Source organism: Hydrogenovibrio marinus (assembly GCF_013340845.1).
Lineage (GTDB): Bacteria > Pseudomonadota > Gammaproteobacteria > Thiomicrospirales > Thiomicrospiraceae > Hydrogenovibrio > Hydrogenovibrio marinus.
This window is the reverse complement of record NZ_AP020335.1, coordinates 918,596-943,519: the sequence shown is the minus strand read 5'-3', so window position 1 is coordinate 943,519 and position 24,924 is coordinate 918,596. Positions and strand designations below refer to the sequence as shown.

At 43.0% G+C, this 24,924-nt stretch carries 28 protein-coding genes; 5 read left to right on the top strand and 23 right to left on the bottom strand.

What is annotated here, in order from left to right; genetic code table 11:
* Positions 1-60 precede the first annotated feature (60 nt).
* From HVMH_RS04355 to HVMH_RS04345, 3 genes are all read right to left on the bottom strand, one after another.
* Positions 61-1,296 (bottom strand): methyl-accepting chemotaxis protein, encoded by a 1,236-nt coding sequence (locus HVMH_RS04355; protein WP_029908296.1) that lies wholly within the window; start codon positions 1,294-1,296, stop codon positions 61-63.
* A gap of 74 nt (positions 1,297-1,370) precedes the next feature.
* A complete protein-coding gene (locus HVMH_RS04350; RefSeq protein WP_029908294.1) occupies positions 1,371-2,498 on the bottom strand; it encodes a protein-glutamate methylesterase/protein-glutamine glutaminase in 1,128 nt (375 codons plus the stop codon).
* Positions 2,499-2,574: 76 nt separating this feature from the next.
* Positions 2,575-3,405, bottom strand: a complete 831-nt coding sequence (locus HVMH_RS04345) for a CheR family methyltransferase (RefSeq protein WP_029908292.1) — start codon at positions 3,403-3,405, stop codon at positions 2,575-2,577.
* A gap of 140 nt (positions 3,406-3,545) precedes the next feature.
* Here HVMH_RS04345 and fliK point away from each other — a divergent pair, with 140 nt between their 5' ends.
* From fliK to HVMH_RS04320, 5 genes are all read left to right on the top strand, one after another.
* Positions 3,546-4,601, top strand: coding sequence for a flagellar hook-length control protein FliK (fliK, locus tag HVMH_RS04340; RefSeq protein WP_029908290.1), 1,056 nt, complete (start codon positions 3,546-3,548; stop codon positions 4,599-4,601).
* 180 nt (positions 4,602-4,781) lie between these two features.
* On the top strand, positions 4,782-5,312 hold the full coding sequence (locus HVMH_RS04335; RefSeq protein WP_029908288.1) for a chemotaxis protein CheW: 531 nt from the start codon (positions 4,782-4,784) through the stop codon (positions 5,310-5,312).
* 48 nt (positions 5,313-5,360) lie between these two features.
* On the top strand, positions 5,361-5,720 hold the full coding sequence (locus HVMH_RS04330) for a response regulator (RefSeq protein WP_029908286.1): 360 nt from the start codon (positions 5,361-5,363) through the stop codon (positions 5,718-5,720).
* Between the two features lie 37 nt (positions 5,721-5,757).
* Positions 5,758-6,036: an STAS domain-containing protein gene (locus tag HVMH_RS04325; protein ID WP_029908284.1), complete on the top strand. Its 279-nt coding sequence runs from the start codon at positions 5,758-5,760 to the stop codon at positions 6,034-6,036.
* A gap of 107 nt (positions 6,037-6,143) precedes the next feature.
* Positions 6,144-6,425 (top strand): EscU/YscU/HrcU family type III secretion system export apparatus switch protein, encoded by a 282-nt coding sequence (locus HVMH_RS04320; protein ID WP_029908282.1) that lies wholly within the window; start codon positions 6,144-6,146, stop codon positions 6,423-6,425.
* Here HVMH_RS04320 and HVMH_RS04315 read toward each other — a convergent pair.
* From HVMH_RS04315 to lepA, 20 genes are all read right to left on the bottom strand, one after another.
* Positions 6,415-6,915, bottom strand: a complete 501-nt coding sequence (locus HVMH_RS04315; protein WP_051622914.1) for a chemotaxis protein CheW — start codon at positions 6,913-6,915, stop codon at positions 6,415-6,417. The genes HVMH_RS04320 and HVMH_RS04315 overlap by 11 nt on opposite strands.
* Before the next feature lie 12 nt (positions 6,916-6,927).
* A complete protein-coding gene (locus HVMH_RS04310) occupies positions 6,928-8,952 on the bottom strand; it encodes a chemotaxis protein CheA (protein ID WP_029908279.1) in 2,025 nt (674 codons plus the stop codon).
* Between the two features lie 94 nt (positions 8,953-9,046).
* The gene (locus tag HVMH_RS04305) at positions 9,047-9,700 is read right to left on the bottom strand and encodes a protein phosphatase CheZ (RefSeq protein ID WP_029908277.1); all 654 of its coding nucleotides are present in this window, start codon (positions 9,698-9,700) and stop codon (positions 9,047-9,049) included.
* An 81-nt stretch (positions 9,701-9,781) separates the two neighbouring features.
* On the bottom strand, positions 9,782-10,195 hold the full coding sequence (locus HVMH_RS04300; RefSeq protein ID WP_428829658.1) for a chemotaxis response regulator CheY: 414 nt from the start codon (positions 10,193-10,195) through the stop codon (positions 9,782-9,784).
* A gap of 39 nt (positions 10,196-10,234) precedes the next feature.
* The gene (locus tag HVMH_RS04295) at positions 10,235-10,957 is read right to left on the bottom strand and encodes an RNA polymerase sigma factor FliA (RefSeq protein WP_029908273.1); all 723 of its coding nucleotides are present in this window, start codon (positions 10,955-10,957) and stop codon (positions 10,235-10,237) included.
* Positions 10,958-10,976: 19 nt separating this feature from the next.
* Positions 10,977-11,891, bottom strand: coding sequence for a MinD/ParA family protein (locus tag HVMH_RS04290; protein ID WP_029908271.1), 915 nt, complete (start codon positions 11,889-11,891; stop codon positions 10,977-10,979).
* Positions 11,881-13,050, bottom strand: coding sequence for a flagellar biosynthesis protein FlhF (gene flhF, locus HVMH_RS04285; protein WP_029908269.1), 1,170 nt, complete (start codon positions 13,048-13,050; stop codon positions 11,881-11,883). The genes HVMH_RS04290 and flhF overlap by 11 nt, the downstream gene beginning before the upstream one ends.
* Positions 13,051-15,144: a flagellar biosynthesis protein FlhA gene (gene flhA / locus HVMH_RS04280; protein ID WP_029908267.1), complete on the bottom strand. Its 2,094-nt coding sequence runs from the start codon at positions 15,142-15,144 to the stop codon at positions 13,051-13,053.
* Positions 15,145-15,151: 7 nt separating this feature from the next.
* On the bottom strand, positions 15,152-16,312 hold the full coding sequence (flhB, locus tag HVMH_RS04275; RefSeq protein WP_051622913.1) for a flagellar biosynthesis protein FlhB: 1,161 nt from the start codon (positions 16,310-16,312) through the stop codon (positions 15,152-15,154).
* A gap of 21 nt (positions 16,313-16,333) precedes the next feature.
* Entirely contained in the window at positions 16,334-17,113 is a 780-nt protein-coding gene (fliR, locus tag HVMH_RS04270; RefSeq protein WP_081822790.1) for a flagellar biosynthetic protein FliR, read from the bottom strand.
* Positions 17,114-17,117: 4 nt separating this feature from the next.
* Entirely contained in the window at positions 17,118-17,387 is a 270-nt protein-coding gene (fliQ, locus tag HVMH_RS04265; RefSeq protein ID WP_029908261.1) for a flagellar biosynthesis protein FliQ, read from the bottom strand.
* Positions 17,387-18,142, bottom strand: coding sequence for a flagellar type III secretion system pore protein FliP (fliP, locus tag HVMH_RS04260; RefSeq protein WP_029908258.1), 756 nt, complete (start codon positions 18,140-18,142; stop codon positions 17,387-17,389). Before fliP ends, fliQ begins: the two co-directional genes overlap by 1 nt.
* Positions 18,135-18,608: a flagellar biosynthetic protein FliO gene (gene fliO / locus HVMH_RS04255; RefSeq protein ID WP_232087815.1), complete on the bottom strand. Its 474-nt coding sequence runs from the start codon at positions 18,606-18,608 to the stop codon at positions 18,135-18,137. Before fliO ends, fliP begins: the two co-directional genes overlap by 8 nt.
* 63 nt (positions 18,609-18,671) lie before the next feature.
* Positions 18,672-19,052 carry a holo-ACP synthase gene (gene acpS / locus HVMH_RS04250; protein WP_029908255.1) on the bottom strand — a complete coding sequence of 127 codons (381 nt, stop codon included), beginning with the start codon at positions 19,050-19,052 and terminating at the stop codon, positions 18,672-18,674.
* Between the two features lie 18 nt (positions 19,053-19,070).
* Positions 19,071-19,814 carry a pyridoxine 5'-phosphate synthase gene (gene pdxJ / locus HVMH_RS04245; RefSeq protein ID WP_029908253.1) on the bottom strand — a complete coding sequence of 248 codons (744 nt, stop codon included), beginning with the start codon at positions 19,812-19,814 and terminating at the stop codon, positions 19,071-19,073.
* 41 nt (positions 19,815-19,855) lie between these two features.
* Positions 19,856-20,587, bottom strand: a complete 732-nt coding sequence (gene recO, locus HVMH_RS04240) for a DNA repair protein RecO (RefSeq protein ID WP_029908251.1) — start codon at positions 20,585-20,587, stop codon at positions 19,856-19,858.
* Positions 20,588-20,605: 18 nt separating this feature from the next.
* Positions 20,606-21,520, bottom strand: coding sequence for a GTPase Era (era, locus tag HVMH_RS04235; RefSeq protein WP_029908250.1), 915 nt, complete (start codon positions 21,518-21,520; stop codon positions 20,606-20,608).
* Complete coding sequence (gene rnc / locus HVMH_RS04230; protein WP_029908247.1) at positions 21,517-22,212, bottom strand: ribonuclease III; 696 nt, start codon at positions 22,210-22,212, stop codon at positions 21,517-21,519. Before rnc ends, era begins: the two co-directional genes overlap by 4 nt.
* 2 nt (positions 22,213-22,214) lie before the next feature.
* Positions 22,215-22,985: a signal peptidase I gene (gene lepB / locus HVMH_RS04225; protein ID WP_029908245.1), complete on the bottom strand. Its 771-nt coding sequence runs from the start codon at positions 22,983-22,985 to the stop codon at positions 22,215-22,217.
* A gap of 11 nt (positions 22,986-22,996) precedes the next feature.
* The gene (gene lepA, locus HVMH_RS04220) at positions 22,997-24,799 is read right to left on the bottom strand and encodes a translation elongation factor 4 (protein WP_029908243.1); all 1,803 of its coding nucleotides are present in this window, start codon (positions 24,797-24,799) and stop codon (positions 22,997-22,999) included.
* Positions 24,800-24,924 lie beyond the last annotated feature (125 nt).

The following is a 24,924-nucleotide window of genomic DNA, read 5'->3' as shown; positions in this document are numbered from 1 at the left end:
TTTCTAGCCATAAAAAAGCCCGCACTAGGCGGGCTTTTTTATTGTCAGAAACTTACAAGATTAGAAAAGATCAACTTCTCCCTCTTCCATCGTTGAAGACGTCACGCGCTTCATACGCTGAGCTTCAATTGCTTCTCTTTGGCTGTGAATCTTGGCTCTGAAAATCGCCATTCTTTCTTTATATTCGTCATAGCTCACAGGTGGCTTATCCTTATCCTCTTCAACTTGCTTGTTAATCTCTTCCGAGAAAGAATGCAAGTTATCCAAGTGATGCATAATTTGCTCTACTAACTGACGAACAATATCTTCAAACTGTAGTGAACGCATTGCATTGGATACAGAAACTTCGATTTCCGAAATAATACCAGAGACATCACCTAGCTTACCAGAGATACCTGTGTTCATGGATTCCAAGTCCGTCAACAAACCAGTAACCTGGTCTTTTGAACTATTGGCTTCTTGAATGTCTTTGGCCGCAGTATCGCTCACCAACTTACGAACATGATCAACTGTTTGCTTTGCCTTCTCTGCTTGCTTACGAATCTGTTCGTTCAACAAGTTAGAGTTAAGTGATAGTTTTCGAACTTCATCTGCAACAACGGCAAACCCTCGACCAGCTTCACCCGCTCTTGCCGCTTCAATTGCCGCATTCAACGCCAACAGGTTGGTTTGGTCAGCAATCCCTTTTACATCTTCCAATAAGATAAAGATAGATTCGATTTGCTCAACCATGTTATCGATCTTACTAACCGTTTCATTACTGCGCTGACTGGAAATAGTGAGCAGTTCAATCAGATAGCTCAACAACGTTTTGATTTCTTCAGAGAACTTCTGAATACTCATCCCTTCAGAAGAGCCGCCACCCAAGTTGTCGATCAAAGACAGAACCAAGTTGTATTCCGCTTGTGTCTGCTCATGCAGCCCCATGAAGCTATCGTTCAATGTCTCGATGGCTTCTCCAACTAGTGTCTTAACCTGTGTCAATTCACCTCTAACCACTTCAACCTCTTGTCCCATTACGGAGTCAATATCTGCCAAAATGGTTGCCAGCGTGTTTTCAATAAGGTTGATTTCAGCATCAGGAACCGCACCACCACTTACTTTAACAGGCTCTGCGGACGTCGCAGAAACGACGTGCGTGGTTTTATCGGCAGAATTTGCCGCAAGAAGTGTCCAAGTGATGGACACAGTAAATAGGAAAATCACCCCTATATAAGGTATGACGGTAAAGGATAGGCCTACACCAACCAATGTAAGCAACCATGCAATCCAATAACGCTGTAAAACTAGTAACATACTGAGCCCTTATATCGACATTAACTATGCTTTGTGTAAAGCAGGCATTATGCCAAATAAAATCAATGCCAAACTTATTTGACCCAACTGAGAATTTTTTCCGCAACCTTATCTAGTGGCATCACTTCTTCTGCCGCACCGATTTTGGTTGCTTCACCCGGCATTCCCCACACCACACTGGTTTTTTCATCCTGAGCAACTGTGTGAACACCTATCTCTCTTAACTCTTTCAACCCTTGCGCGCCATCTGCGCCCATTCCCGTCAAGATCACCCCAATTGCATTGGTTCCAACGGTTTGCAACACACTTCTAAACATAACGTCTACAGAAGGCTTATGACGGTTCACTGGTGGGCCGTCATTTAAACGACAAATGTATTTAGCACCTTGTTTCTCGACAAGTAGATGGCGGTCACCAGGTGCGATATAGACCCAACCTGGCAGAATTTCCTGCCCATCTTCCGCTTGCACCACTCTCATTGCCGCAATCGTGTCCATACGATTAGCAAATGGCAAACTAAATGCCGCCGGAATGTGCTGGGTGATAACAATTGGTGGCGTATTTTCCGGTAAACGCATCAGCACTTCTTTGATGGCTTCTGTTCCCCCCGTCGAAGCACCTAAGGCAATGACTTGGTGTGTTTTACCAAAACTCTTGGGAACAGGTTTAGATGGAATAATCGCATCGACGTTCAACTTATCAGGCACTCTATCTGCCTTAGCTGCCAAGTTGGGTTTGAATGCTGGCTTGGAATTCAAGTTCTGAACATAACGCTCATATTGTCTAACCAATTGTTCTTTTGAAACTTTCGCTGCAATTTTGACTTTACGGCGAATCTCCAACGAGTAGGCTTCAAAGGTATGCTCTAAATCAATTTTGGGTTTGGTAACGAAATCTACCGCTCCAAGATCCAGTGCTTCAAATGTGATGTCAGCACCTTTTTCCGTCAAGGTGGAAACCATCACCACCGGCATAGGATGTAATCTCATCAAATTTTTTAGAAAGGTCACACCATCCATACGCGGCATCTCAATATCCAGCGTCAACACATCCGGACGAAGCGTTTTGACTTTTTCTCTCGCGTCATAGGGATCTGATGCCGTCCCCACTACTTCAATAAAAGGATCCGAGTCGAGCATATCTGACAACATCTGCCTTACCAATGAAGAGTCGTCAACTATCAGTACTTTTACTTTTGACATACTGCCACCCTGCTTTTCATTATTCTTGTTCTTCTATTCTTGGTCTTATTTAGGATTGCTAATCCTATTTTCTGTCTCAATCTTTTTTCTGGTAAATCGTTTTTCCGAGCAATTCAAATCGATCACAGACTTTATATAATGATTCCGAGTGTCCTACAAACAAATACCCCTTTTCCCTCAATAGATCAGCATAGCGATTAAACAGTTTGGACTGCGTTTCTTTATCAAAATAAATCACCACATTACGGCAAAAAATGACATCTATCTGATCTTTAATAGGCCATTCGTTCATGAGGTTAATTTGTCCAAACTCAATAATGGATTGGAGGTCAGGTTTCACTTTGACATAGCCATCATTACTCCCCTTACCCCTCATAAACCAATTTTTCTTTCTGGTTTCGGACACACCCTTGAGTCTATCAATTTTATACACACCATTACTAGCCGTATTGACCACATTTGTATCCAAATCGGTTGCGATCACTTTTGCATCCCACCCAGGAGGCACTGCTTCTTTCAGAACAATTGCAATTGAATAAGGCTCTTCGCCTGTTGAGCAGCCCGCTGACCAAACACGAATTTTTTTGGTCGTCTGGTTTTTCTGCAACAGTTCGGGAATGACTGTTTCTGCCAAAAACTCGAAATGATGATTCTCTCTAAAGAAAAATGTAAGGTTAGTGGTAATGGCATTGATAAGATGAATGAACTCCGCTTCCCCTTGAGCTTCAACGTAATTCAGATATTCATCAAAAGAATCTTGTTGCAAAAAGCGTATACGCTTTGCCAATCTATTATAAACCAGGTTCTTTTTAGACTCATTCAGATCAATTCCAGCAAAGTTATAAACCAGGTTTTTGACCCTTAAAAAATCTGTTTCCGTATATTCAAACTCTCTTTCCGAATTCATCTGCCACCTTTTTCACGAACTAATGCCTTCCGAAATCCATTCAGAATTTTCTTTTCACACGCGCATCATCTATGATTAGATTATATAAAACAAATAGGCTTGAACCTAACTAAATTCACTCGTTTCTGTATGAAAACACTATGGCGATAACACCACCGAACAATCCATCAGCAACCGACACGCTATCTTCCTTGGCAAAATTAGGGGCAACAGGAAAAGGATTGCAAATTTCTGTTGGGCAAACGCTGGCTGCAACTGTGCTGAAAGTGAGCAATGGACAAGCCTTACTGAACGTTGCTGGGCAAACCTTTGCCGCAAAAACATCTCCGGAAATGCCTCTCATTGAAGGACAGCAACTACAAGCCAAAGTCACCCAAATCAAACCCAATGTTGTACTGACTTTTTCCAACAATCAAAACCAACCGGCTCAGGTGAGCTCCGACAAGATACTACAACAGGTTCTTACGCAAATACTTCCGGATCAGACCTCAGTTTCTCAAGGCTTAACTCAACTGGTCCAATTGACTCAAACTGGTGGCTTGCCAACTATCATTCAGACTTATCTATTTAAGTTATTTGATGGCCTCTTCAAGCTATCCGATAAAGTCAAAGTCGAAGAATTTAAAGCGGCTCTGCTCAGCAGCGGACTTTTTCTGGAAAATAGTTTGGCAAAAAATAAAAAGCCTTATAGCAATGATTTTAAGGCGCACTTGCTCAAATTACTGGATATCATTCGTAACGAACCTACCCAATCACCTGAGCTTAAATCTCTGGCAAAAACACTACATCAACTCCTAAACAAAGTCACTCATCAGCAAATTCAAGCGATTGAAAATCCAAATGCATGGAATATTCAACTTCCCACGTCTCCTAACAATCTCCCTTTGATCGAATTTCAACTGGATATCAGGAAAACCACAGGACAACAAGATGGCATCTGGGAAACCATTATTTCTCTAGATATAAGCGACATGGGCACAATGGTTGCTAAGTGCATTATGCAAAATGAAGAGTTTGGGTTTCAGTTTTGGACAGAACAGACTGAACTAGGACAAAGAATTGAAGATAACTTGAGCGGTTTCAGAGAGCAGCTAAGGCAGAACGGCCTTAGGGTGAAACACATACTGATGAATGCGCAAAAACCTGAGGTCAACCCAATGGCAACGAAAATTGCGTTGATTGACATTAGAGTTTAAAACCTTTATTTAAAAGGTTTAAATGCACCTTTCCATCGAGAAAACAACAACATACTTTTATCAATGCATTAATTTAGGTGTTAGAAGATGAAATATCGTATAAATTGGGCTAGACCTTTTGAGATAAATCGGTTAACTTTTACCCATTAATGAAATGATTTCGGGTACTAAAGGTGGTTTATGAGTACAGAAGAAGAAAATAATTCTAGCCAGTATGAACCTTCAGATGGAAATGATGAGCAAATCCTGAGTTTTGTTCTTGGTGGAGAGGAATATGGCGTCGATATCCTCCGAGTCCAAGAAATCAAAGATTGGGAAAAAACCACCGGTATTCCGAACTCTCCAGATTATGTCATGGGTGTCATAAACCTAAGGGGCGCCGTAGTTCCTGTCATTGATCTTCGTGTAAGATTCGGCCTGCCAAACGTCACTTATGACGACAGTACCGTTGTCATTATCCTTAGATCCAACGATGAAAACACTGGCACACAAAAAATTATCGGAATTGTTGTCGATGGTGTCTCGGATGTGCACACCCTAGATAGCAACACGATTCAAAGCGCACCGGATATCAATGGTTCCATTCATTCAGATTATGTGAAAGGACTGGCGACTGTTGCCGAAAAAATGGTTATCGTCCTGAATGTTGATCAGTTGATCACACAAGGGGTATTGGCAGCTATTAAAAAAAACTTGCGTATTGAAGAATAACGTTATAATTATTCTTAATAATCTAAAAAATTTTTTGAGAGGAAAACAATGTCTAAAATTCTCGCAGTAGATGATTCTAAATCAATGCGTCAAATGGTGAGCATGTCTCTAAAATCTGCTGGCCATGATGTCACGGAAGCTGAAGATGGCGCTATGGCACTCGATATTGCGAAACGCGAACAATTCGATCTGATTGTTACGGATATCAATATGCCGAACATGAATGGAATCGAGCTTATCCAAGCGTTGAGAGTTTTACCAAACTACAAGTTTACGCCTATTCTGTGTTTGACTACGGAATCCTCTGGCGATATGAAACAAAAAGGTAAGGAAGCGGGAGCAACTGGTTGGATCGTTAAGCCTTTCAGTCCAGAAAAACTACTGTCAGTTATTACACGCGTTCTATAAGCGTATCACCTTTTTTTCAGAACTGGAGAAGAACGTCATGAGCGAAACTACTATCACTCTTCCAGAAAGTCTGACGATTCACCACATTGAAGGTCAGCTTGGTGATTTAAGACTGGCCTTTCAGTCCGATGCTGAAACTTTTAATTTGGAAGGTTCAAAAGTTGAAACCATTGACACCTCAGGTTTGCAATTATTGCTTGCACTGATTAAAAGCGCGCAAGCAAATGATAAGACAATCCAGTGGACAACCCCTTCAGAACAATTGACCACTAGCGCAAGCAAACTTGGCTTGAGCGAAAAATTAATGCTTTCCTAAACCCCTCTCGGGTCTCTATCAGAAATTAAATTATTGCCGCTATAGATCTCTATAGCGGCATCATTCACCAAGCACACCTTTTCAAACCACCAAAAGGAAACGCTGTTTTGGAAAAAGTCACGCTAGACAAGTCTGTTGCTATTTCGCTTGAGTATGATGGTAAGGGAGCGCCAACGGTGTCTGCAAAAGGCTATGGATATGTTGCTGAAGCAATCATCCAGATAGCCAAGGAAAACGATATCCCTATCACTTCGGATGAAAATTTGGCTGCTCTACTGTCTCAGGTAGAGCTAGATAGTGAAATTCCAGAATCGCTTTATGAAGCAGTGGTTCAAGTTTTGATTTTTGCCTATCAAATTTCCGGCAAACAACCAGAACTTAAACCTTAAACATGCTGTCAACGTCCACCAGAATAATAACATTTCCGTTAAAGTGCGCGATACCCTGAAGGTATCTCGAAGCGCCCTCTTTGGTAGCTGACATCGACTCAAATTGTTTTTCAGGGATATCTTTTACTTCCAAAACACAGTCAACCAACATACCCACTATATTATCGTCATCAAGTTCAACAATAATGATTCTGGAAAGGTCATCAATTGCCTTAGGAGAAATGCCATAGGATAGACGAGTGTCCACTACGGTAACAATGACACCACGAACATTGATAACACCTAGAACATTGTAGCCAGACCCCTCAACTTTACGGATTGAGCCAACCCTCAATACTTCACGGATTTTTTTAACATTGATGCCGTAAATCTCGGAATCCAATTCAAATAACACACAACGAATGCTTGGACCAGAATACTTTTCCTGATCTTCTTCGCTCATAAGCGTTAGATCAAAGTCTTTGTTTTTGTTTGCTGCTACTAAAGCCATGTGTATCCTTCCTTAATATTGAAAACGTTGAATGACACCTGGTAAATCCAGAATCAAAGCAATATTTCCATTACCCGTGATGGTAGCACCGGCATAGCCTTCAATATGCTTCATCATTACACCCAGTGGCTTGATTACCACTTCTTCCTGACCATTAACCTGATCAACAACAAATCCTGCACGCTGATTACCTATCGACACGATAATGACCTTATCTCCGTCATAAGTGGTCTTGTCACACTCAGGAGACAGCCATTCCGAAAGGAAAATAAGCGGGATACTTTTTTCGCGTAAGCGAACCATCATCTGACCATCAATTTTATTCGTTTGATCAGAATCAAAATCGAAAATTTCTTGAACACTCGTTAATGGAATTGCATAACTGTCTTCACCGAAAGAAACCATCAATGTTGGTAAGATAGCCAATGTCAAAGGTACACGAATATTAATCTGCGTCCCTTTACCCAAAACAGAGTGGATATCGATACTACCGTTCAGCTTGGTAATCATGTTTTTTACAACATCCATACCAACGCCACGGCCGGAAATATCGCTAATCGTTTCAGCTGTCGAAAAGCCCGCTGACATGATTAATTCAAACGCAGCCTTATCATCCAACTGGTTTGCACTAACTTCATCCATCATACCTTTTTCGACGGCTTTGCGTCTCAACACATCAGGATCCATCCCTTTCCCATCATCGGTAATCGATAGAAGGATATGATCCCCTTCCTGTTCAGCGGCAAGAATGACCGTACCCTTTCTCGGCTTGTTGGCGTTTTCACGATCACTAGGCATTTCAATGCCATGGTCAACGGAGTTTCTCACCAAGTGGACCAATGGATCTGCCAGTGCTTCAACAAGGTTTTTATCAAGATCTGTCTCTTCCCCTTGCAGTTCAAGCTCTATTTCTTTACCAAGCTTTCTTGCCAAATCTCTGACAACACGAGGGAAACGGCCAAATACTTTTTTAACCGGTTGCATACGTGTCTTCATGACAGATGTTTGCAGGTCCGTGGTAACGTGATCCAGATTCCCTACGGCATTCGATAACTCTTCTTGTGCATCTTCTAAAGATTTCAATGTCAAAAGACGGTTACGGACAAGCACCAACTCCCCCACCAAGTTCATAATCTCGTCCAAACGACGCGTGTCAACACGAACGGTAGATTCTGCGGCAGCTTTCGAAGGCTTATCCTCACCCTTGTCACCATCATCTTCTTTAGCAGCAGGTTTAGGGGCTGGAGCAGGTTGTGGCGCGGCAGCAGGTTTAGGGGCTGGAGCAGGTTGTGGCGCGGCAGCAGGTTTAGGGGCTGGAGCAGGTTGTGGCGATTCAGCCGGGGCAGAAGGTTCGTCTAAACCAAGCATATCTCTTTGATTCAATAGAGCTTCAAATTCGTCATCGGTAATATCCCCATCAGGATCAAGACCTTCTTCTAATTGAAGTTTTACACCGGAAGCCGAAGTTGCTTCTGGTTCTTCATCAGCAGATATAGAAAGTGAATCGCGTTGATTCAGCAATGCTTCAAATTCATCGTCACTAATATCACCGTCAGGATCGACACCTTCGGCAAGTTGAAGCTTCACTTCAGGCTGTGACGGGGCAACTTCCGCCTCTGGAGTGGCAATTTCTTCCTCATGAGACGCCGTAGCAGCTTGGCCACGCCATAAAGCATCTAACTCGGCGAGTAGTCCGTCGTCTGCTTCTTCAAGCTCACGGGCGCCGTCTTTCAATTGCTCAATATAGTCTGAAATCACATCGAAAGCACGCATGATAACGTCACTAGCAACATTATCATAAGCAACTTCATCATTTCGGATTTTGTCAAAGACGTTCTCAGCTCTGTGACACACCTCAATCAAAGGTGTCACGCCCAAAAAGCCTGCCCCGCCTTTAATGGTATGAAAGCCTCTAAAAATGGCATTCAGTAAATCAGAGTCTGTTGGTGAATTGGCCAGATCGGTTAATTGCTCATCCAGCTGTTCTACCAGCTCTGATGCTTCAATTAAAAAATCCTGTAAAATTTCTTCATCCACAATTCATACCTCGTCTAGGTGCCTGTCAACATAGTGACTTATTTTCTGATAATTAAATCTAGAAAACTTTAAGCAACGAGCATGCCAGCCCAAATTACAACCCCAGATCACCTAGAAGGTCATCCACATCATCCTGAGAAGAAACTGAATCTTTCTTACTGGACTTAGTAACGTTAGGGCCAATTCCCTTCATTTCATCGGCATGGCGTTGCTCATCGGACGTTTCTAACCCAGTAACGCTATCCAAATCAACGCCTGCATTGAGAATAAGCTCATTCAGGTTTTTTTCCAAGCTGGTCACTAAATCAACTATGCGATTCAGCACTTGCCCTGTTAAATCCTGGAAAGACTGGGCAACCATAATATCTGTCATTTGTGTTTGTACGGTGGACAAGGCTGCTAGAATGGATTCATCAGTGATTTTGGACTCCAACGATTCAAGTTTCTCCAACACCGATTCTGCAGTTTCAAGTGTTTTGTTACTGGCTTCTTCGGTGGCTTCAATAACATATTTCAGTCTTTCCGAAGCATCCGGCAAGTCATGCTTGGTGTGTTTTAAGATTATTGTGTCATTTCCAAAGCTTTCCAGAGATTTATGTAAGCCCGCCGATAATTCTTTAACTTCATTCACTAGGCTTTCATTTTTCATCTTCACCAAGTCATCAATAATGGATGCGGCTTCTTGATAATTCTTGTCTTTAATCGACTTTAACAAAGACTCCACTTGAGCAACACTAATGTTTTCCATTTTTTCCCCTCTTTGCTAAAAAAAAAGCCTTATATAACTTAAGTTATATAAGGCTTTTAATATTATATTTATGAGCTTCCGTTAGCCGGCATTGGTTTTCTTACGTTCTTCAACTCGCTCAAAAATCTTCTGAATTTTCGCGTTCAGAGTCGCAGCAGTAAATGGCTTAACAATATAACCATCCACACCTGCCTCAGCCGCTTCAAGGATTTGGCTTCTTTTCGCTTCTGCTGTAATCAACAGGAATGGCGTATCCTTTAATTTTGCATCCGCACGAACATGTCTTAGCAAATCAATACCAGTCATTTGAGGCATGTTCCAGTCACTGACGATGAAGTCGTACTTGCCCGTTTGAATCATAGGCCAAGCATTAGCACCATCGTCTGCTTCATCAAACTTGCTAAACCCTAGTTCTTTCAGCAGGTTTTTAACAATTCTTCTCATCGTAGAAAAATCATCTACCACCAAGATGTTCATATTTCTATCAATTTGCATCGTTTATTCCTTCAGTTTAATACTGATATTCCTTCAATTCTAAATCCAATCATCCAAGCGTGCTTTAAGACGCTTTATCGCTTGACTGTGAATCTGGCTGACACGAGATTCGCTTACGTCCAAGACTTCACCGATTTCTTTTAGGTTCAACTCTTCATCATAGTAAAGAGCCATCACCAGTTTTTCTTTTTCAGGCAGATTCGCAATTTCTTGCGACAGTGCCTTATGAAACCCTTCTTCAGAAATCTCAGCCAACTGAGACTTCATTTGTCCAACCATTCTGTCTTCAGAAAGCTCATCATGATCGGGCTCATCAATGGACAGCAATTGTACTGAATTCGTGTCCTGAAGAATATGGTAATAGTCATCTAAACTGATTTGCATTTCTTCAGCGATTTCAGGGTCTTTTGCTTCCCGTCCTTGCTTCGCCTCGATTTTAGCAATCGCATCGGATACTTCTCGAGACTTACGGTAAACAGACCTCGGTGTCCAATCTCCGCGGCGAATTTCATCTAACATCGCCCCACGGATTCTAATTCCAGCATAAGTTTCAAAGCTGGCGCCTTGACTCGCATCAAACTTTTGCGCCGCTTCAATCAATCCAACCACACCTGACTGAATCAAGTCATCTACCATGACACTATCAGGTAAGCGACCTTTTAAATGATAAGCAATTCTATTGACAAGCGGCAAAAACTCTTCAATATCAATCGGTTGTCCGGATTGTTTTTGAATATTTGCATAAATTTGCGTGCCTGTCATGAATTAACCCAATCCTTGATTAACTATTTTGCGATTGAAACAATCGCTCGACAAAAAACTGCAAATACCCGGTAATTCCCGTTGGTATCGGCCAGTTATTTATTTCTGCCGCGATCTTTCTAAACGCTTTTGCCGATTCACTATTCGGCTTAGCAATCGTTACAGGTGTTTGGCGCTGAATCGCTTCTCTCAAATCATGATCGAAAGGAACGGTTCCTAAATAATCAATGTAAACATCTAAGAACTGTTCACATACTTTTGAGAATTTATCATAAAGCATTAAGCCATGCTTCTCGGTGCGAACCATATTCGCCAGTAACTTGAACTTTGTTAGATTATATTCTTTACTTAATACTTTTATCAACGCGTAAGCATCCGTCATAGACGCCGGTTCATCATTTACAACCACAATTACGTCTTGAGATGCTCTACAAAAGCTTACCACGCTATCTGCAATACCGGCCGCTGTGTCAATAACCAAAATATCTAAGAAACCGTCAATCTCGGAAAATGCGTTGATAATCCCCGCATTTTCAGCAGTCGACAATTGAGCCATACGTTTGACGCCAGATGCCGCAGGAATCACTTTAATTCCGCCAGGAGCGTCCACCATTACTTCACGTAACGTCTTTTCTCCATCCAACACATGCGCAAGGTTATATTTGGTTTGCAGACCCAGCATGATATCGACATTCGCCAACCCCATATCCGCATCCATCAATAAGACGCGATTACCTAGCTGAGCCAGTGAAACAGATAGGTTAACAGACACATTCGTTTTACCAACCCCTCCCTTACCACTTGCAACCGCGAGTACTCTAACCGGCTTTGGAGGTCTTCCCGAAGTCTTTTTCGGAGCGCTCTCTTCACTTACCGGAGCGCTGGTTTGGCTGGATTGCATGGCTCTTAAGCCCGCTGCTTGATCATTGTGCATCTGAAATATCCTTACCCATTCCTAAACGAAATGCCACTTCTTCTTCATTTACTGATTTTTGCTGTCCTAAGACCATGGCTTTATCAACTAAATCTCTTATTTTTACTGGTTCCAAATCTTCTGGAACTCGCTGTCCATTAGACACATAGACTGGCGGCAACTTATGTTCAATCAACACCGTCAAAATATTACCCAACTGCGTTGCTTCATCCAGCTTTGTCAAAATACAGCCTTTTAAACCAACTTTGCCAAAGGCGCTAACAATGTCCTTCATTACGCTCAACTGTGTTGCTGCAGACATCACCAAATAATTTCGTATCGTCTCCAGCCCCATTTTTGTTTTAGTTGGCTGCTGTTCAATTAATGAGTCTTTTTGGCTTAGACCCGCTGTATCAATCAATATCAATTTTTTACTGGTCAAGGATGCCAGTAAATTTAACAGCTCGCCTTCTGAAGCAGCGACATAAACAGGAACACCCAACAAATCTGCAAACGTCTTAAGTTGAGCTTGTGCTCCTATTTTATAACAATCCGTCGTAATCAATGCTAATTGGCTAGGACTGTTCCTCATCACAAAGCGGCTTGCCATTTTTGCGATAGTAGTGGTTTTCCCAACACCGGTGGGTCCTACCAGAGCAACCACCCCACCCATGTCTACGACATCTCCCATACCAGTTGGAATGCGTCTTTCCAATTCGACCAAAACTTCAGACCAAGAATTATCATTGAGGCTTTCGAGCCCACTAACCAGTTCTTGTGCTAAATCCCAACCAATACCAAGTTGTACTAGGCGCTTCAGTAACCTGACTTTTTCAGGTTCCATTTTTTCCGAATGGTTCCAAGCTAGCCCTGCCAATTGGTCTTTTAACATGGTTTTGACAGCCTGGAGTTCAGTTGCCATTTTCTGTATTTCTTGGTTTTCTTTGCCAAATCCTTGCCCGCTTTGATGACTCAACTCAGGCGAAGTAAAACTCGCTCTCGCCCCCTGTTGCAAAGGAGCTTCTTGCTTCATTGACGATTCCGGATCAATAGCAGCAACAATTTCAACGCCCTCATCTGTATTTCGCGTTGACATAATGACAGCATCGTCACCCAGCTCATCACGAACCAGCGCCATCACTTGTCGCATATTTGGTCCCAGATAACGTTTAAGCTTCATCTAGCCTCCTTGCCCCACATTTGCAACCACGCTAATCTGACGGTTTTCCGGCACTTCGGAATATGCCAAAATATTTAAGCTAGGCAAGCTAAACTTAAACAACCTAGCCAACTGCGCTCGTATTTGCGGTGCGACCAGTAGCACGGCTGCTTGGCCTTCCATCTCGACCTTTTGTGACTCTTCTTTTAGAGTATTATGCAATCTTTCAGCCAAGCCAGGTTCAATCGCTAACTGTCCTTCTGGAGAACCCTGAGATGCCTGTAGCAACAATTGTTCCAAACTCGGATCCAGTGTAATGACTTTCAACTCGCCCTCAGGACCTACAAGGTTTTGAATAATCGAACGTCCCAATGCAGATCGCACTTGAATCGTTAGCAAACTAGGATCTTGAATTTTAGCTGCACTTTCTGTCAAAGTTTCCAAAATCGTTCTCAAGTCTTTAATGGAGACTTTCTCTTCCAGAAGATTCTGCAAGACTTTCACCACAACCGATAGCGGTAACTTATCTGGAATCAACTCACTCACCAACTTAGGTGAAGATTCTTTGAGTTTATCCAAGAGTTTTTGTGTTTCATCATACCCCAACAACTCTGCTGCATAGTCTTGGATAACTTGACTGATATGTGTCGCCACAACCGTACTTGAATCCACCACAGTATAACCCAGTGCCTGTGCTTGCTCACGATCCGACGGGGAAATCCAAACCGCATCCAAACCAAATGTCGGGTCTTTTGTCGGAGTTCCTTGAATCTCGCCGAAAACTTGTCCAGGGTTAATTGCCAGCTCTTTATCCGGAAAAACTTCACCTTCACCTGCGGAGACACCTAATAGCATAATTTTATAGTTGTTCGGCGTAAGATCTAGGTTATCTCGAATATGGACAGGCGGAACCAAAAACCCAAGTTCTTGAGATACTTTTCTTCTGACCCCTTTGACGCGTTCTAGTAGCTGTCCGTTTTGGGCTTGGTCAACCATGGGAATCAAACGATAGCCAACTTCAAGACCCAGCACATCAACTGCCTGCACATCATCCCAGCTCAACTCTGATGCTTGCTCCGGCGTTTCAGATTCACTTTCATTCAGCAGCTCTTCTACAGGGGGTGTTTCTAATTGTTTCTTGTGAATTAAATATGCGCCCACACCTGAAATCGCTGCAAATGATAAAAAAGCGACATTCGGCATTCCTGGAACCAAACCTAGAACGCCAACGATACCCGCACTCATTCCCAACGCCTTTGGATTGGCAAACATCTGCAATTGGACCTGTTGGGACATATCTTTCTTTTCGCCCGATACACGGGTAACGATAATTGCCGTTGCAGTAGAGAGTAACAATGAAGGGATTTGCGCGACCAAGCCATCCCCTAGCGTCAAAATAGTATAGACATGGGTTGCATCGCTGAATGACATATCATGTTGACCAACACCAATTGCAAAACCTCCCAGCAAATTGATAAATAGAATGACAATCCCTGCAACCGCATCCCCTCTTACAAACTTGCTGGCACCATCCATTGAGCCATAAAAGTCGGCTTCTGTCGCAATTTCAAAACGACGTTCCTGCGCCTGTTCTTGCGTGATCAACCCAGCATTCAAATCAGCATCAATTGCCATTTGTTTACCTGGCATAGAATCCAACGTGAAGCGCGCACTTACTTCGGCAACCCTACCGGCTCCCTTGGTTATAACCACGAAGTTAATGACAACAAGAATCGCAAAGACCACCAAACCGACAGCATAGTTACCACCGATAACAAACTCACCAAAGGACTCGATAACATAACCAGCCGAAGCACCACCATTGTGACCTTCCAGCAAGATGACACGAGTTGAGGCAATATTCAAAGACAACCTGAACAAAGTCGTTAACAGGATTATGGTTGGGAAAATTGAAAATTCGATTGGGCGTTTGGCGTACAAGGTCACCATCAGAACAACGAGTGACAAAGCGATGTTAAAAGTAAAGAAGACATCCAAGAGGAAAGGCGGTAGCGGCACAACAACCATTGCCAAAAGTGCCAGAATAGCGACAGGTATCCCTAATCCATTTTTGAATGATTGTTTTATCTGATTGAGCAGCTGAGTAAAATTCATCTAATGGTTATTCTTCTAATTCTCGTTCTCTACTCTCTGAGGTTTGCTCAGTTTTCATTCCTTCGGGAATAGGTAAAGTTTCAAAATCCATTTCTTGCGGCATTCGGCCATCTCTTAGCTGATAGACATAAGCCAGTACCGCTGCAACCGCTTTAAATAAGTCATAAGGAATCGGTCGCTCAACTTCTGCATTATAGTATAAAGCACGAGCTAAAGGAGGCGCTTCTATCAATGGAATATTATGTTCCGTTGCCAGCGTTCTGATTTGGGTTGCCATAAAGTCAGCACCCATTGCCAAAACCATTGGTTCCTGCATTTCATCAGCGTCATATTTCAATGCAACGGCAAAGTGCGTCGGGTTGGTAATAACGACATCCGCCTCAGGAACACGCTGCATCATACGTTTTTGAGACATTTCCCTTTGCAACTGGCGAATACGTCCCTTAACTTCTGGACTCCCTTCCTGTTGCTTATGCTCTTCTTTCACTTCTTGCTTGGTCATTTTCAGCTGCTTAATGTGTTGGTACATCTGAAAAGGCACATCAATTGCAGCAATGATGATAAGCGAAAGACTGACAAAAATAAAAGCCTCAAGAACCAGTTTTGCAGAGTGTTCCATGGCTATTTTCAAGGGTTCCATACCAATGGAAACCACTTCATGGTAAGTGTGCCATAGGAAATAAGACGCAACCGCAGAAACCAACGTAAACTTCAACAATGCTTTAATCAACTCAACCAAAGCGTTCATTGAAAACATACGCTTGATACCGCTGATTGGATTCAATTTGCTCAATTTAGGCACTAATGCGTGAGTACTGAAATTCCAACCGCCCAGCAACATAGGTGAAACAATCGCCACCAACATCATCAAAGTCAAAAAAGGTAATGACATATAAATCGATTCTAAAGCCATACCAAGTATGCGGTTTGTGAGCAGGCCTATATCATACGCATGACCTCGATCCAGTTGAAATCCTTGAATCATGATTTCTTCAAACCGAACCACCATGAAATGACCGAAAAAATAGAGAAATAAAGCTGCAGACAAGGTCATCAACAGTGTAGATAACTCTCTTGACCTCGGAACCTGACCTTTCTCCCTAGCTTCCCGGAGCTTTTTATCGGAGGGGTCTTCCGTTTTTTCTGTGCCGTCTTCGTTCTCAGCCATCCAAAACCCTTAAGTAACTCTCTACTTGCTCAATGCTAAACTTTCAATCAAGTCGTGGGCTGCTACCATCAAGTTTTGCATGGTAGGCAACAACAAAGGGGTGATAAAAATCAACATAATCAACCCTGCCAACAGCGTAATTGGAAAACCAACCGCAAAAATATTCAGTGCAGGTGCAGCACGCGCTACCACGCCGAAGGAAATATTCACTAACAGCAATGCAGTTACCAACGGTAGCGCCAATAACACACCCGATTCAAACATTGTGCTACCAAAACCATAAATCTGTTTCAGGCTCATGGAATCAAAAAAGTGCAATCCGACAGGTAACGTTTGGAAACTGTCCAGAACCATTTTAAAAATCAAAACATGACCATTCATCAACAAGAATAACAGAGTCGCGACAATTGTAAAATAACGACCGATAATAGGGGTATTAACCCCAGTTGAAGGATCAACCATTGTCGCCATTGCCAAACCCATCGCCATGGAAATCAAATGACCCGCAATAACAAACGCTTGGAAAATAACGGCAAAAATAAGACCTATTGCCAACCCAATACCAAATTGCTGCACAATCAGTAGCACACCATGCCAGGTAAAAGGATCAATTGGAGCTGGAAGCGGCAACGAAGGCGCGACCGCCAGAGTGATAAAGACCGCGAGCATCAAGCGGATATTGACGGAAACATAGCTTGCGGAAAATAATGGCATAAGCATGAGCATGCCAGTAATACGGACAAACGGCCAGAAATACAGGCCTAGAAGTCGAAGAAAATCATCGTAGTTGAACGTCAGCATGGCGCTAACCAATCAAGGCTGGAATGTTTTGGAAAAGCTCTTTAGTAAAAGAAATCAACGTCGTCAACATCCACGGACCGCCTACTACTAGAACCACCCCTACTGCGGCAACCTTAGGGATAAAGCTCAAAGTCATTTCGTTGATTTGCGTTGCGGCCTGAAACATCCCTACCAACAAACCGACAGCAAGCGCTGGCAATAACAGTGGTACGGAAAGCATCGCGACCACTTCCAACATTCTTTGACCAAGCGTCAATACAAATTCAGGTGTCATCAACTACCTCCTGCGACGACAAAACTATTCGCCAAAGTTCCCATAATCAAAGCCCAACCATCAATCAAAACAAACAGCATGATCTTAAAGGGCAACGAAATAATCATCGGTGACAACATCATCATCCCCATCGCCATCAACAACGTCGCGACCACCAAATCTATGATTAGGAAAGGAATAAAGATCATAAACCCTATTTGAAAGGCTGTTTTCAACTCACTGGTCATAAATGCTGGAATCAAAACTTTAAAGGGTACGGTCTGTGGATCTTTCAACTCGACATCCGCCATTTGGGCAAACATTCCCAAATCCGCCTCTCGCGTTTGCTCAATCATAAATTGATGCAAGGGTTTTGCGCCAATATCAAGCGCTTCTTTGAATTTGATTTGCTCATTCAAATACGGCGTTACGGCATCTTTATAAATTTTATCAAGCACCGGAGACATGATAAACAAGGTCAAAAACAAGGCTAAACCAATCAACACTTGGTTAGAAGGTGTCGACTGAACCCCTAACGCCTGCCTCAATAGCGCAAGCACCACAATGATTCTTAAGAACGAAGTCATGGCAATCAACGCTGCCGGTAACAACGTCAAACCTGTCATCAACAATAGAATTTGAATCGTTAAGGTATAGTCTTGGTTACCTTGCGCATCCGTTTGAACAGTAAAAGCTGGAATACCTGGGTCAGCGCCCGCAATCATCGGAAATAGAAGGGTAAAAACAAATAGTAAGAAAGGTAATCGTTTAGTCATTTTCCAGCTTTTTTCTATTGGCTAGGGCTTCTTGAAGCCGTTGGGCAAAGGCATTATTCATCGGAGCCGACTCTTGCACATCAATCGGTTCTTTCAACTCATGTAACAGGGAGATTCGGCTCGAAGTGACGCCAATCAATAACTGCTCTTTACCAACTTGTAGCAGCAAAATTCGTTCTCTCTGTCCAACCGCCATATTACCAAGAACACGCATATCCTTGCTAACCAAGCCATTGACTTTACCTAAACGTTTCAGCATCCATGCACCTGCAAAGATAACCAAAATAATAAAAGCGAGGGATACGAGGATTTGACCGAAATAACTTGTCGGTTCAATACCTTTTGATAGTGTTGTTGGCTCAGGTACTGCGGCATAAACATTTGCCGAGAACCATGCGAAAGCAAACACCCCAACCTGGCAGATTTTTCTTACAAAAACAATCATTAATCGATTCATAGATTGCATTGTATTAAATCTTATCGAAAAGTGTAAGCGGAATCCTTCAGAGATATTTTCAATGAAACGCATTCATCGACTTTCAGCAACGACAAATGCAATCGCGTAGTGCTTTTCATCACTAATACTGATTGACCAGTCGGTTATTTGACGTGACTCGGAATGTTCAAGTGTTTTGCCATGCAAAAGGACTTGTGGTTGACCTAGATCAGTATGACCGACCGTCATCTCGGAAAAGCAAACACCTTGTGTAAATCCTGTACCCAAAGCTTTTGCAATCGCCTCTTTTGCCGCCCAGCGCTTTGAAAGATACACAGCAGGGTGCATCTGAGCTGCAAACTCTTTCATTTCGACTTTGGACAAAATTCTACGGGCAAAACTCTCCCCTCTTTTGTTTAACAAAGAGGAGATTCTTTCAATTTCAACAATATCTGTTCCAATTCCGATAATCATCTTGCTGCCAAACCGCCATCAACCTAAGTAAGATTGGCGGCTTTCGACCATGATGCGTTTCATCTCTCTCACCGCTTCAGGCAAGCCTGAAAACATTGCTTGAGCAATGATTGCATGACCGATGTTCAATTCTTCAATATCTTGTATTGCGGCAATGGCTTGCACATTGTGATAATGAAGCCCGTGCCCTGCATTCACCACTAACCCCAAAGACTTTGCCAAGGCGGTCGCCTGTTTGATGCGTTCCAGCTCAGCCGCAATTTCAGTTGGGTCGGTCAACTCCGCATAAGTACCGGTATGAATTTCAATAACAGGCGCGCCAACCGCTTTTGCCGCTCTGATTTGAGTTTCATCCGCGTCAATGAATAAGGAAACACGCGTTTTATTGGCCGCTAACTTTCCACAAACCTCTGTCAACCATGGTTGCTGAGAAGCGACATCCAAACCACCTTCCGTTGTCAACTCTTCACGTTTTTCCGGAACCAAACAGACGTCTTCAGGACAATATTGCAACGCAATAGCCACCATCTCTGGTGTAGCGGCCATCTCTAAATTTACTTTGGTTTGTCGCGACTCACTGATACGTCTCACATCGTCATCTTGGATATGTCGTCGATCTTCTCTCAAGTGAAGCGTGATACTATCTGCACCCGCCATTTCTGCATCCAACGCTGCTTTGACAGGATCCGGGTAACGTGTCCCTCTCGCCTGACGAATGGTTGCAACATGATCAATATTCAATCCCAAATAAATCGGATTCATTTCTATTCCTTCTTACCTCAGTGTAGACCTATTTTACTTACCTAATTCCCCTGAAATAACGCACGGGTTTGGATAGGTTTATTTCCCAGGTAATAGGCCAATACCTGTCTGAAAAATTGTTTGATAGCATTCGCACAGTCCGGAGAATAATCTTCCGCCAAAAATCGCAAAATGCATCGTCCCGAAATTGTCGTCCCTTGAATTTCAACCAACCCAGAAAGCTCAACAAAACCGAGTTCCGGTACAAATTTATATTGCTTGCCTTCATCAATCTCATTACCCGCCGCATCGCTGGACAAATCAAAACCATAGCCCAAGTCATTCAACAGTTGAAACTCGAATTGTCGTAATACCCACGCTTGCTCATTGCGGTCTTGTGCCCTTGCCAAACCAAGCAAAGCTTGCTGATAATCTTCAAAAATGGATTCAGAGGTCACGCGAGGATAAAGCAGACGATATAACAGCTCATTCAGGTATAGCCCGCAAATATTGGCATCGCCAACTAAGGGGAAACGTACTGATGCAGGTTCCAATAATCTCAGGTTAACCAAGTCGGATTGATGTACCGAACGCTCCGCCCAACTGATATTAAGACTTTGAAATGGCTGCAACCAAGCTTGCTTAACACGACTAGACTTAGAGTTGCTACGAACACCCTTCACAACCGCATTTTGGCGGCCTTTTTCCGCAGTTAAAAAAGTGACCAACAAGCTGGTTTCACGGTAAGGTCTTTTGTGCAATACATAGGCTTGCTGCTGTATTTCTAAAGCCAAAGCCTACCCTCTCAGCCGTCAATTGATTTCGTCGGTATAACCCAAACTCGCCAGAGCACGATCGTCATCTGCCCAATTTTCTTTGACCTTCACCCACAATTCAAGGTGAACGCGACTATCCATCATCTTCATCAAATCCTTTCGAGCTTGAATACCGACCTGCTTGATCAGCTGCCCTTGCTTACCGATAACGATTTGCTTTTGTCCCGGTCTCTCAACCAGAATTAATGCATGGATTACCCAGCGACCTTCTTCTTCATCGAACTTAAATTTCTCAATCTCGACAGTCACACCATAAGGAACTTCGTCCCCCAATGTACGCATCAACTTTTCACGAACAATTTCCGATGCTAGGAAGCGCGAAGAACGATCCGTAATGTAATCTTCAGGGAAAATAGCAGGCTGGTTTGGTAAGTGCTTCAAAACTTCTGCTTCAATCAACTCTATACCGGATTTTTTATAAGCAGAAACAGGAATAACTTCATCAAAATCGATCTTTTCCGCAATCTTTTGCAGGTAGGGTAGCAACACTTCTTTCTGCTGCATCTTATCGATTTTATTTACCAGGACAATCACCGGAATATCCAAGTTCTGACACTTCTGCGCTACGGCTTGGTCTTCTTGTGTCCATCGCCCAGCTTCGACAACAAACAACACTACATCTACATCTGCGAATGCACTGTTTGCCGCGCGATTCATATAACGATTAATCGACTTTTGCCCGCCCAAGTGCATACCTGGTGTATCGACAAAAACGATTTGATAATTTTCTGTTGAGTGAATACCGTGAATCCGGTGTCGCGTTGTTTGGGGTTTAGGAGAAGTGATACTCAGCTTTTGCCCTAAAAGGGTATTCATTAAAGTCGATTTACCGACATTAGGGCGACCGATTACAGCAACGAAACCGGCTTTAAAATCCTTTTCATCACTCATGATTGATTCTCCAGAACGTCAAGAGCCTGTTCTGCGGCAAGCTGTTCCGCTTTTCTTCTATTGGTAGCTGTTGCTTCAAACTTTCGGTTTAACTGCGCAACATAACAACTAACAATAAATTCTTGTGCATGAGCAGGACCGTTCACACTGATAACGCTGTACTCAGGTAGCTGCTGATGGTGAGACTGCAAAAACTCCTGCAAACGTGTCTTTGGGTCTTTACCGACTTTTTCCGGTTCAAGCTCTTCCAGGCGTTTCTTATACAATCTTGAAACCAAATCCCGGCAAGGCTCTAAACCACCATCCTCATAAACCGATGCAATAATCGCTTCGACAGCATCGGCAATAATGGATTCTCGACGATAACCACCGCTTTTCAGCTCACCAGGGCCTAACATCAAGTAATCAGACAACTGGTATTCTTTTCCAATTTTGGCGAGAGTTTCACCCTTAACCAAAAAAGCGCGAATTCGGCTCAAGTCACCCTCAGAAATCTTTTCAAACTGATGAAAAAGTGCATCCGCAATCATGAAGTTCACTAAGCTATCACCCAGAAACTCCAAGCGCTCGTTATTTTTAGCGCCAACGCTACGGTGCGTTAACGCTCTTTCAAGATAGCCCATATCTTGGTAGTCGTAACCCAGTGCTTTAGCAAGTCTTTTTAACTTTGCCTGCTTTTCGCGTTCAGACATTGTTAATCAATCCCTTTCCCAATGCGTCCAAAGTGAACACCGTCATCCCAATTCATCCAAATACCAAACGCTTTACCCTTGATATTTTGCTCTGGGACAAAGCCCCAGAATCGACTGTCATTTGAATAATCTCGGTTATCGCCCATCATGAAATAATACCCTGGCGGCACGGTAACTGTTTGCATATCTTGGCTATATTTATCTTTATCAAGCAAAATCATATGCTTTTTGCCGGACGGTAAGGTTTCCGAAATCTCGGAAGTACCGTCCATATTGGCACCTGAATCACTCCCCTTATAAGCACCAATATATGTCTGCTTTAACGGCTCGCCATTTATAAAAACAGTACGACCGATATAGGTGATCTTGTCACCCGGTAGACCAATCACACGTTTGATGTAATCGACATCAGGGTCTTTTGGATATTTAAAAACAACCACGTCACCACGTTTCGGCTCACCAATCGGTACAATTTTAGTTTGCGTGACTGGCAACTTTAGCCCATAGGCAAACTTGTTCACAACGATAAAATCACCGATTTCCAACGTCGGATACATCGAACCGGATGGAATTCTGAAAGGCTCTACGACAAAAGAACGTAAAACCAAAACCACTAAAAAGACAGGAAATAAAGAACGAGAGTATTCAACAATTAATGGTTCACTTTCGGTAGTGACCGAACGATCACGTTTTGGTTTCCAAACCAACTTATCGACATAGGCAATCGCCCCCGTTATAGCCGTTGCGATGACCAGTATCAGTTCAAAACTCATCTATTCTGTCCTTAATCTTCCGAAGTATTCAATACAGCTAAAAACGCTTCCTGCGGCAATTCGACACTACCAATGGCTTTCATGCGTTTTTTCCCTTCTTTTTGCTTCTGTAGCAATTTCTTCTTACGTGATACATCACCACCATAACACTTGGCGGTTACGTTCTTTCTCAGCGCCTTAACATTTGTTCTGCCGATGATTTTAGCACCAATAGCGGCCTGAATGGCAACATCAAACATTTGACGAGGAATAATGTCTTTAAGCTTCTCAATCAACACTTTCCCACGTTGCACAGCCGTTGAACGGTGGACGATAATAGCAAGCGCATCCACTCCCTCACCATTGATCATAAATTCCAACTTGACCAAATCATCGGCTTGGAAACGTTTGAACTCATAATCCATCGACGCATAGCCTCGGCTAGTGGACTTCAAGCGGTCAAAGAAATCCAATACCACTTCATTTAGCGGCATTTCATAAGTGAGTGATACCTGATTTCCGGCATACTGCATATTCTTTTGAATACCACGTTTTTCCAAACACAGCTTCATAACCGCACCTACATATTCATTAGGCACCAGAATATTTGCTTGGATAATTGGCTCACGAATCTCGTCGATACTGGAGACTTCTGGCAGACTTGACGGGTTGTCAACTTTAATAATGTCACCCGACTTGGTCAACACTTCATAGACTACCGTGGGTGCTGTGGTAATCAAATCAAGGTCATACTCACGCTCCAAACGCTCCTGAATGATTTCCATATGCAGCATACCCAAGAAACCACAACGGAATCCAAACCCCAATGCATCGGAAGACTCTGGTTCAAAATGCAGCGCCGCATCATTCAAACGGAGCTTTCTGAGCGCTTCACGCAAGTCTTCATAGTCTTCGGAACTAATTGGAAACAAACCGGCAAAAACGCGTGGCTGTACAGGTTTAAAACCCGGTAACGGCGCAACATCGTTGCCCGCGAGCGTAATGGTATCGCCAACTGGCGCACCATCAATGTCTTTAATCCCGGCAATCACAAACCCTACCTCACCCGCAGACAAAAAGTCTGTCGGTGTATGTTTCGGGGTAAAGATACCTACCTGATCAACCATATACTCTTCTTTGGTTGAACAAATCTTCATCTTCATTTTCTTGCCGATTCGTCCATCCACAACGCGAACCAATGAAACTACACCTAGATAATTGTCGAACCATGAATCGATAATCAAAGCTTTCAAAGGCGCATCAACATTTCCGGTAGGCGCTGGAACTTTCTGAACAATCTGTTCCAGTGTCTCTTTGATACCGATACCGGACTTTGCACTTGCCTGAACCGCATCATGCGCTTCAATACCGATAATCTCTTCAATCTCGTCAACTACACGCTCAGGCTCTGCTGCAGGCAGATCAATCTTATTCAAGACCGGCAAGACTTCCAACCCTTGTTCAATGGCGGTATAACAGTTAGCCACTGTCTGCGCCTCAACTCCTTGAGAAGCATCTACCACCAGCAATGCACCTTCACATGCTGCTAAAGAACGTGAAACTTCATACGAAAAGTCGACATGACCAGGAGTATCAATGAAATTCAATTGATAAGTTTGACCATTTTCCGCCTTGTAATGCAACGTCACGCTCTGCGCTTTGATAGTGATGCCACGTTCACGTTCAATATCCATTGAATCCAAAACCTGTGCTGCCATCTCACGATCAGTCAGCCCACCACACATATGAATAAAGCGATCCGCTATGGTGGATTTACCATGATCGATATGCGCAATAATGGAGAAATTTCTAATATGGTCAATATTTACTGACATTTAAGCCTCGACAACCTTCAATCTGTTTTCGTCTCGCCTCTTTTATCACTGATTTTTTGCCTAAAAAAATAATAAAAAAGGGCGCCTATTCCAACGGAACTTGCACCCTTCCTTTATTTCACACT

What these genes read in the sequence shown, in the direction of transcription:
- pdxJ (WP_029908253.1), bottom strand. Translation starts at nt 19,814, where the DNA reads ATGAATCCGATTTATTTGGGATTGAATATTGATCATGTTGCAACCATT.
- fliK (WP_029908290.1), top strand. Translation starts at nt 3,546, where the DNA reads ATGGCGATAACACCACCGAACAATCCATCAGCAACCGACACGCTATCT.
- fliQ (WP_029908261.1), bottom strand. Translation starts at nt 17,387, where the DNA reads ATGACACCTGAATTTGTATTGACGCTTGGTCAAAGAATGTTGGAAGTG.
- flhB (WP_051622913.1), bottom strand. Translation starts at nt 16,312, where the DNA reads ATGGCTGAGAACGAAGACGGCACAGAAAAAACGGAAGACCCCTCCGAT.
- rnc (WP_029908247.1), bottom strand. Translation starts at nt 22,212, where the DNA reads ATGTCTGAACGCGAAAAGCAGGCAAAGTTAAAAAGACTTGCTAAAGCA.
- HVMH_RS04305 (WP_029908277.1), bottom strand. Translation starts at nt 9,700, where the DNA reads ATGGAAAACATTAGTGTTGCTCAAGTGGAGTCTTTGTTAAAGTCGATT.
- fliO (WP_232087815.1), bottom strand. Translation starts at nt 18,608, where the DNA reads ATGCAATCTATGAATCGATTAATGATTGTTTTTGTAAGAAAAATCTGC.
- lepB (WP_029908245.1), bottom strand. Translation starts at nt 22,985, where the DNA reads ATGAGTTTTGAACTGATACTGGTCATCGCAACGGCTATAACGGGGGCG.
- flhA (WP_029908267.1), bottom strand. Translation starts at nt 15,144, where the DNA reads ATGAATTTTACTCAGCTGCTCAATCAGATAAAACAATCATTCAAAAAT.
- HVMH_RS04335 (WP_029908288.1), top strand. Translation starts at nt 4,782, where the DNA reads ATGAGTACAGAAGAAGAAAATAATTCTAGCCAGTATGAACCTTCAGAT.
- HVMH_RS04290 (WP_029908271.1), bottom strand. Translation starts at nt 11,891, where the DNA reads ATGCACAATGATCAAGCAGCGGGCTTAAGAGCCATGCAATCCAGCCAA.
- lepA (WP_029908243.1), bottom strand. Translation starts at nt 24,799, where the DNA reads ATGTCAGTAAATATTGACCATATTAGAAATTTCTCCATTATTGCGCAT.
- HVMH_RS04295 (WP_029908273.1), bottom strand. Translation starts at nt 10,957, where the DNA reads ATGACAGGCACGCAAATTTATGCAAATATTCAAAAACAATCCGGACAA.
- HVMH_RS04325 (WP_029908284.1), top strand. Translation starts at nt 5,758, where the DNA reads ATGAGCGAAACTACTATCACTCTTCCAGAAAGTCTGACGATTCACCAC.
- HVMH_RS04330 (WP_029908286.1), top strand. Translation starts at nt 5,361, where the DNA reads ATGTCTAAAATTCTCGCAGTAGATGATTCTAAATCAATGCGTCAAATG.
- acpS (WP_029908255.1), bottom strand. Translation starts at nt 19,052, where the DNA reads ATGATTATCGGAATTGGAACAGATATTGTTGAAATTGAAAGAATCTCC.
- flhF (WP_029908269.1), bottom strand. Translation starts at nt 13,050, where the DNA reads ATGAAGCTTAAACGTTATCTGGGACCAAATATGCGACAAGTGATGGCG.
- HVMH_RS04345 (WP_029908292.1), bottom strand. Translation starts at nt 3,405, where the DNA reads ATGAATTCGGAAAGAGAGTTTGAATATACGGAAACAGATTTTTTAAGG.
- era (WP_029908250.1), bottom strand. Translation starts at nt 21,520, where the DNA reads ATGAGTGATGAAAAGGATTTTAAAGCCGGTTTCGTTGCTGTAATCGGT.
- HVMH_RS04350 (WP_029908294.1), bottom strand. Translation starts at nt 2,498, where the DNA reads ATGTCAAAAGTAAAAGTACTGATAGTTGACGACTCTTCATTGGTAAGG.
- fliP (WP_029908258.1), bottom strand. Translation starts at nt 18,142, where the DNA reads ATGACTAAACGATTACCTTTCTTACTATTTGTTTTTACCCTTCTATTT.
- fliR (WP_081822790.1), bottom strand. Translation starts at nt 17,113, where the DNA reads ATGCTGACGTTCAACTACGATGATTTTCTTCGACTTCTAGGCCTGTAT.
- HVMH_RS04300 (WP_428829658.1), bottom strand. Translation starts at nt 10,195, where the DNA reads ATGCAAATTGATAGAAATATGAACATCTTGGTGGTAGATGATTTTTCT.
- HVMH_RS04315 (WP_051622914.1), bottom strand. Translation starts at nt 6,915, where the DNA reads ATGGCTTTAGTAGCAGCAAACAAAAACAAAGACTTTGATCTAACGCTT.
- HVMH_RS04355 (WP_029908296.1), bottom strand. Translation starts at nt 1,296, where the DNA reads ATGTTACTAGTTTTACAGCGTTATTGGATTGCATGGTTGCTTACATTG.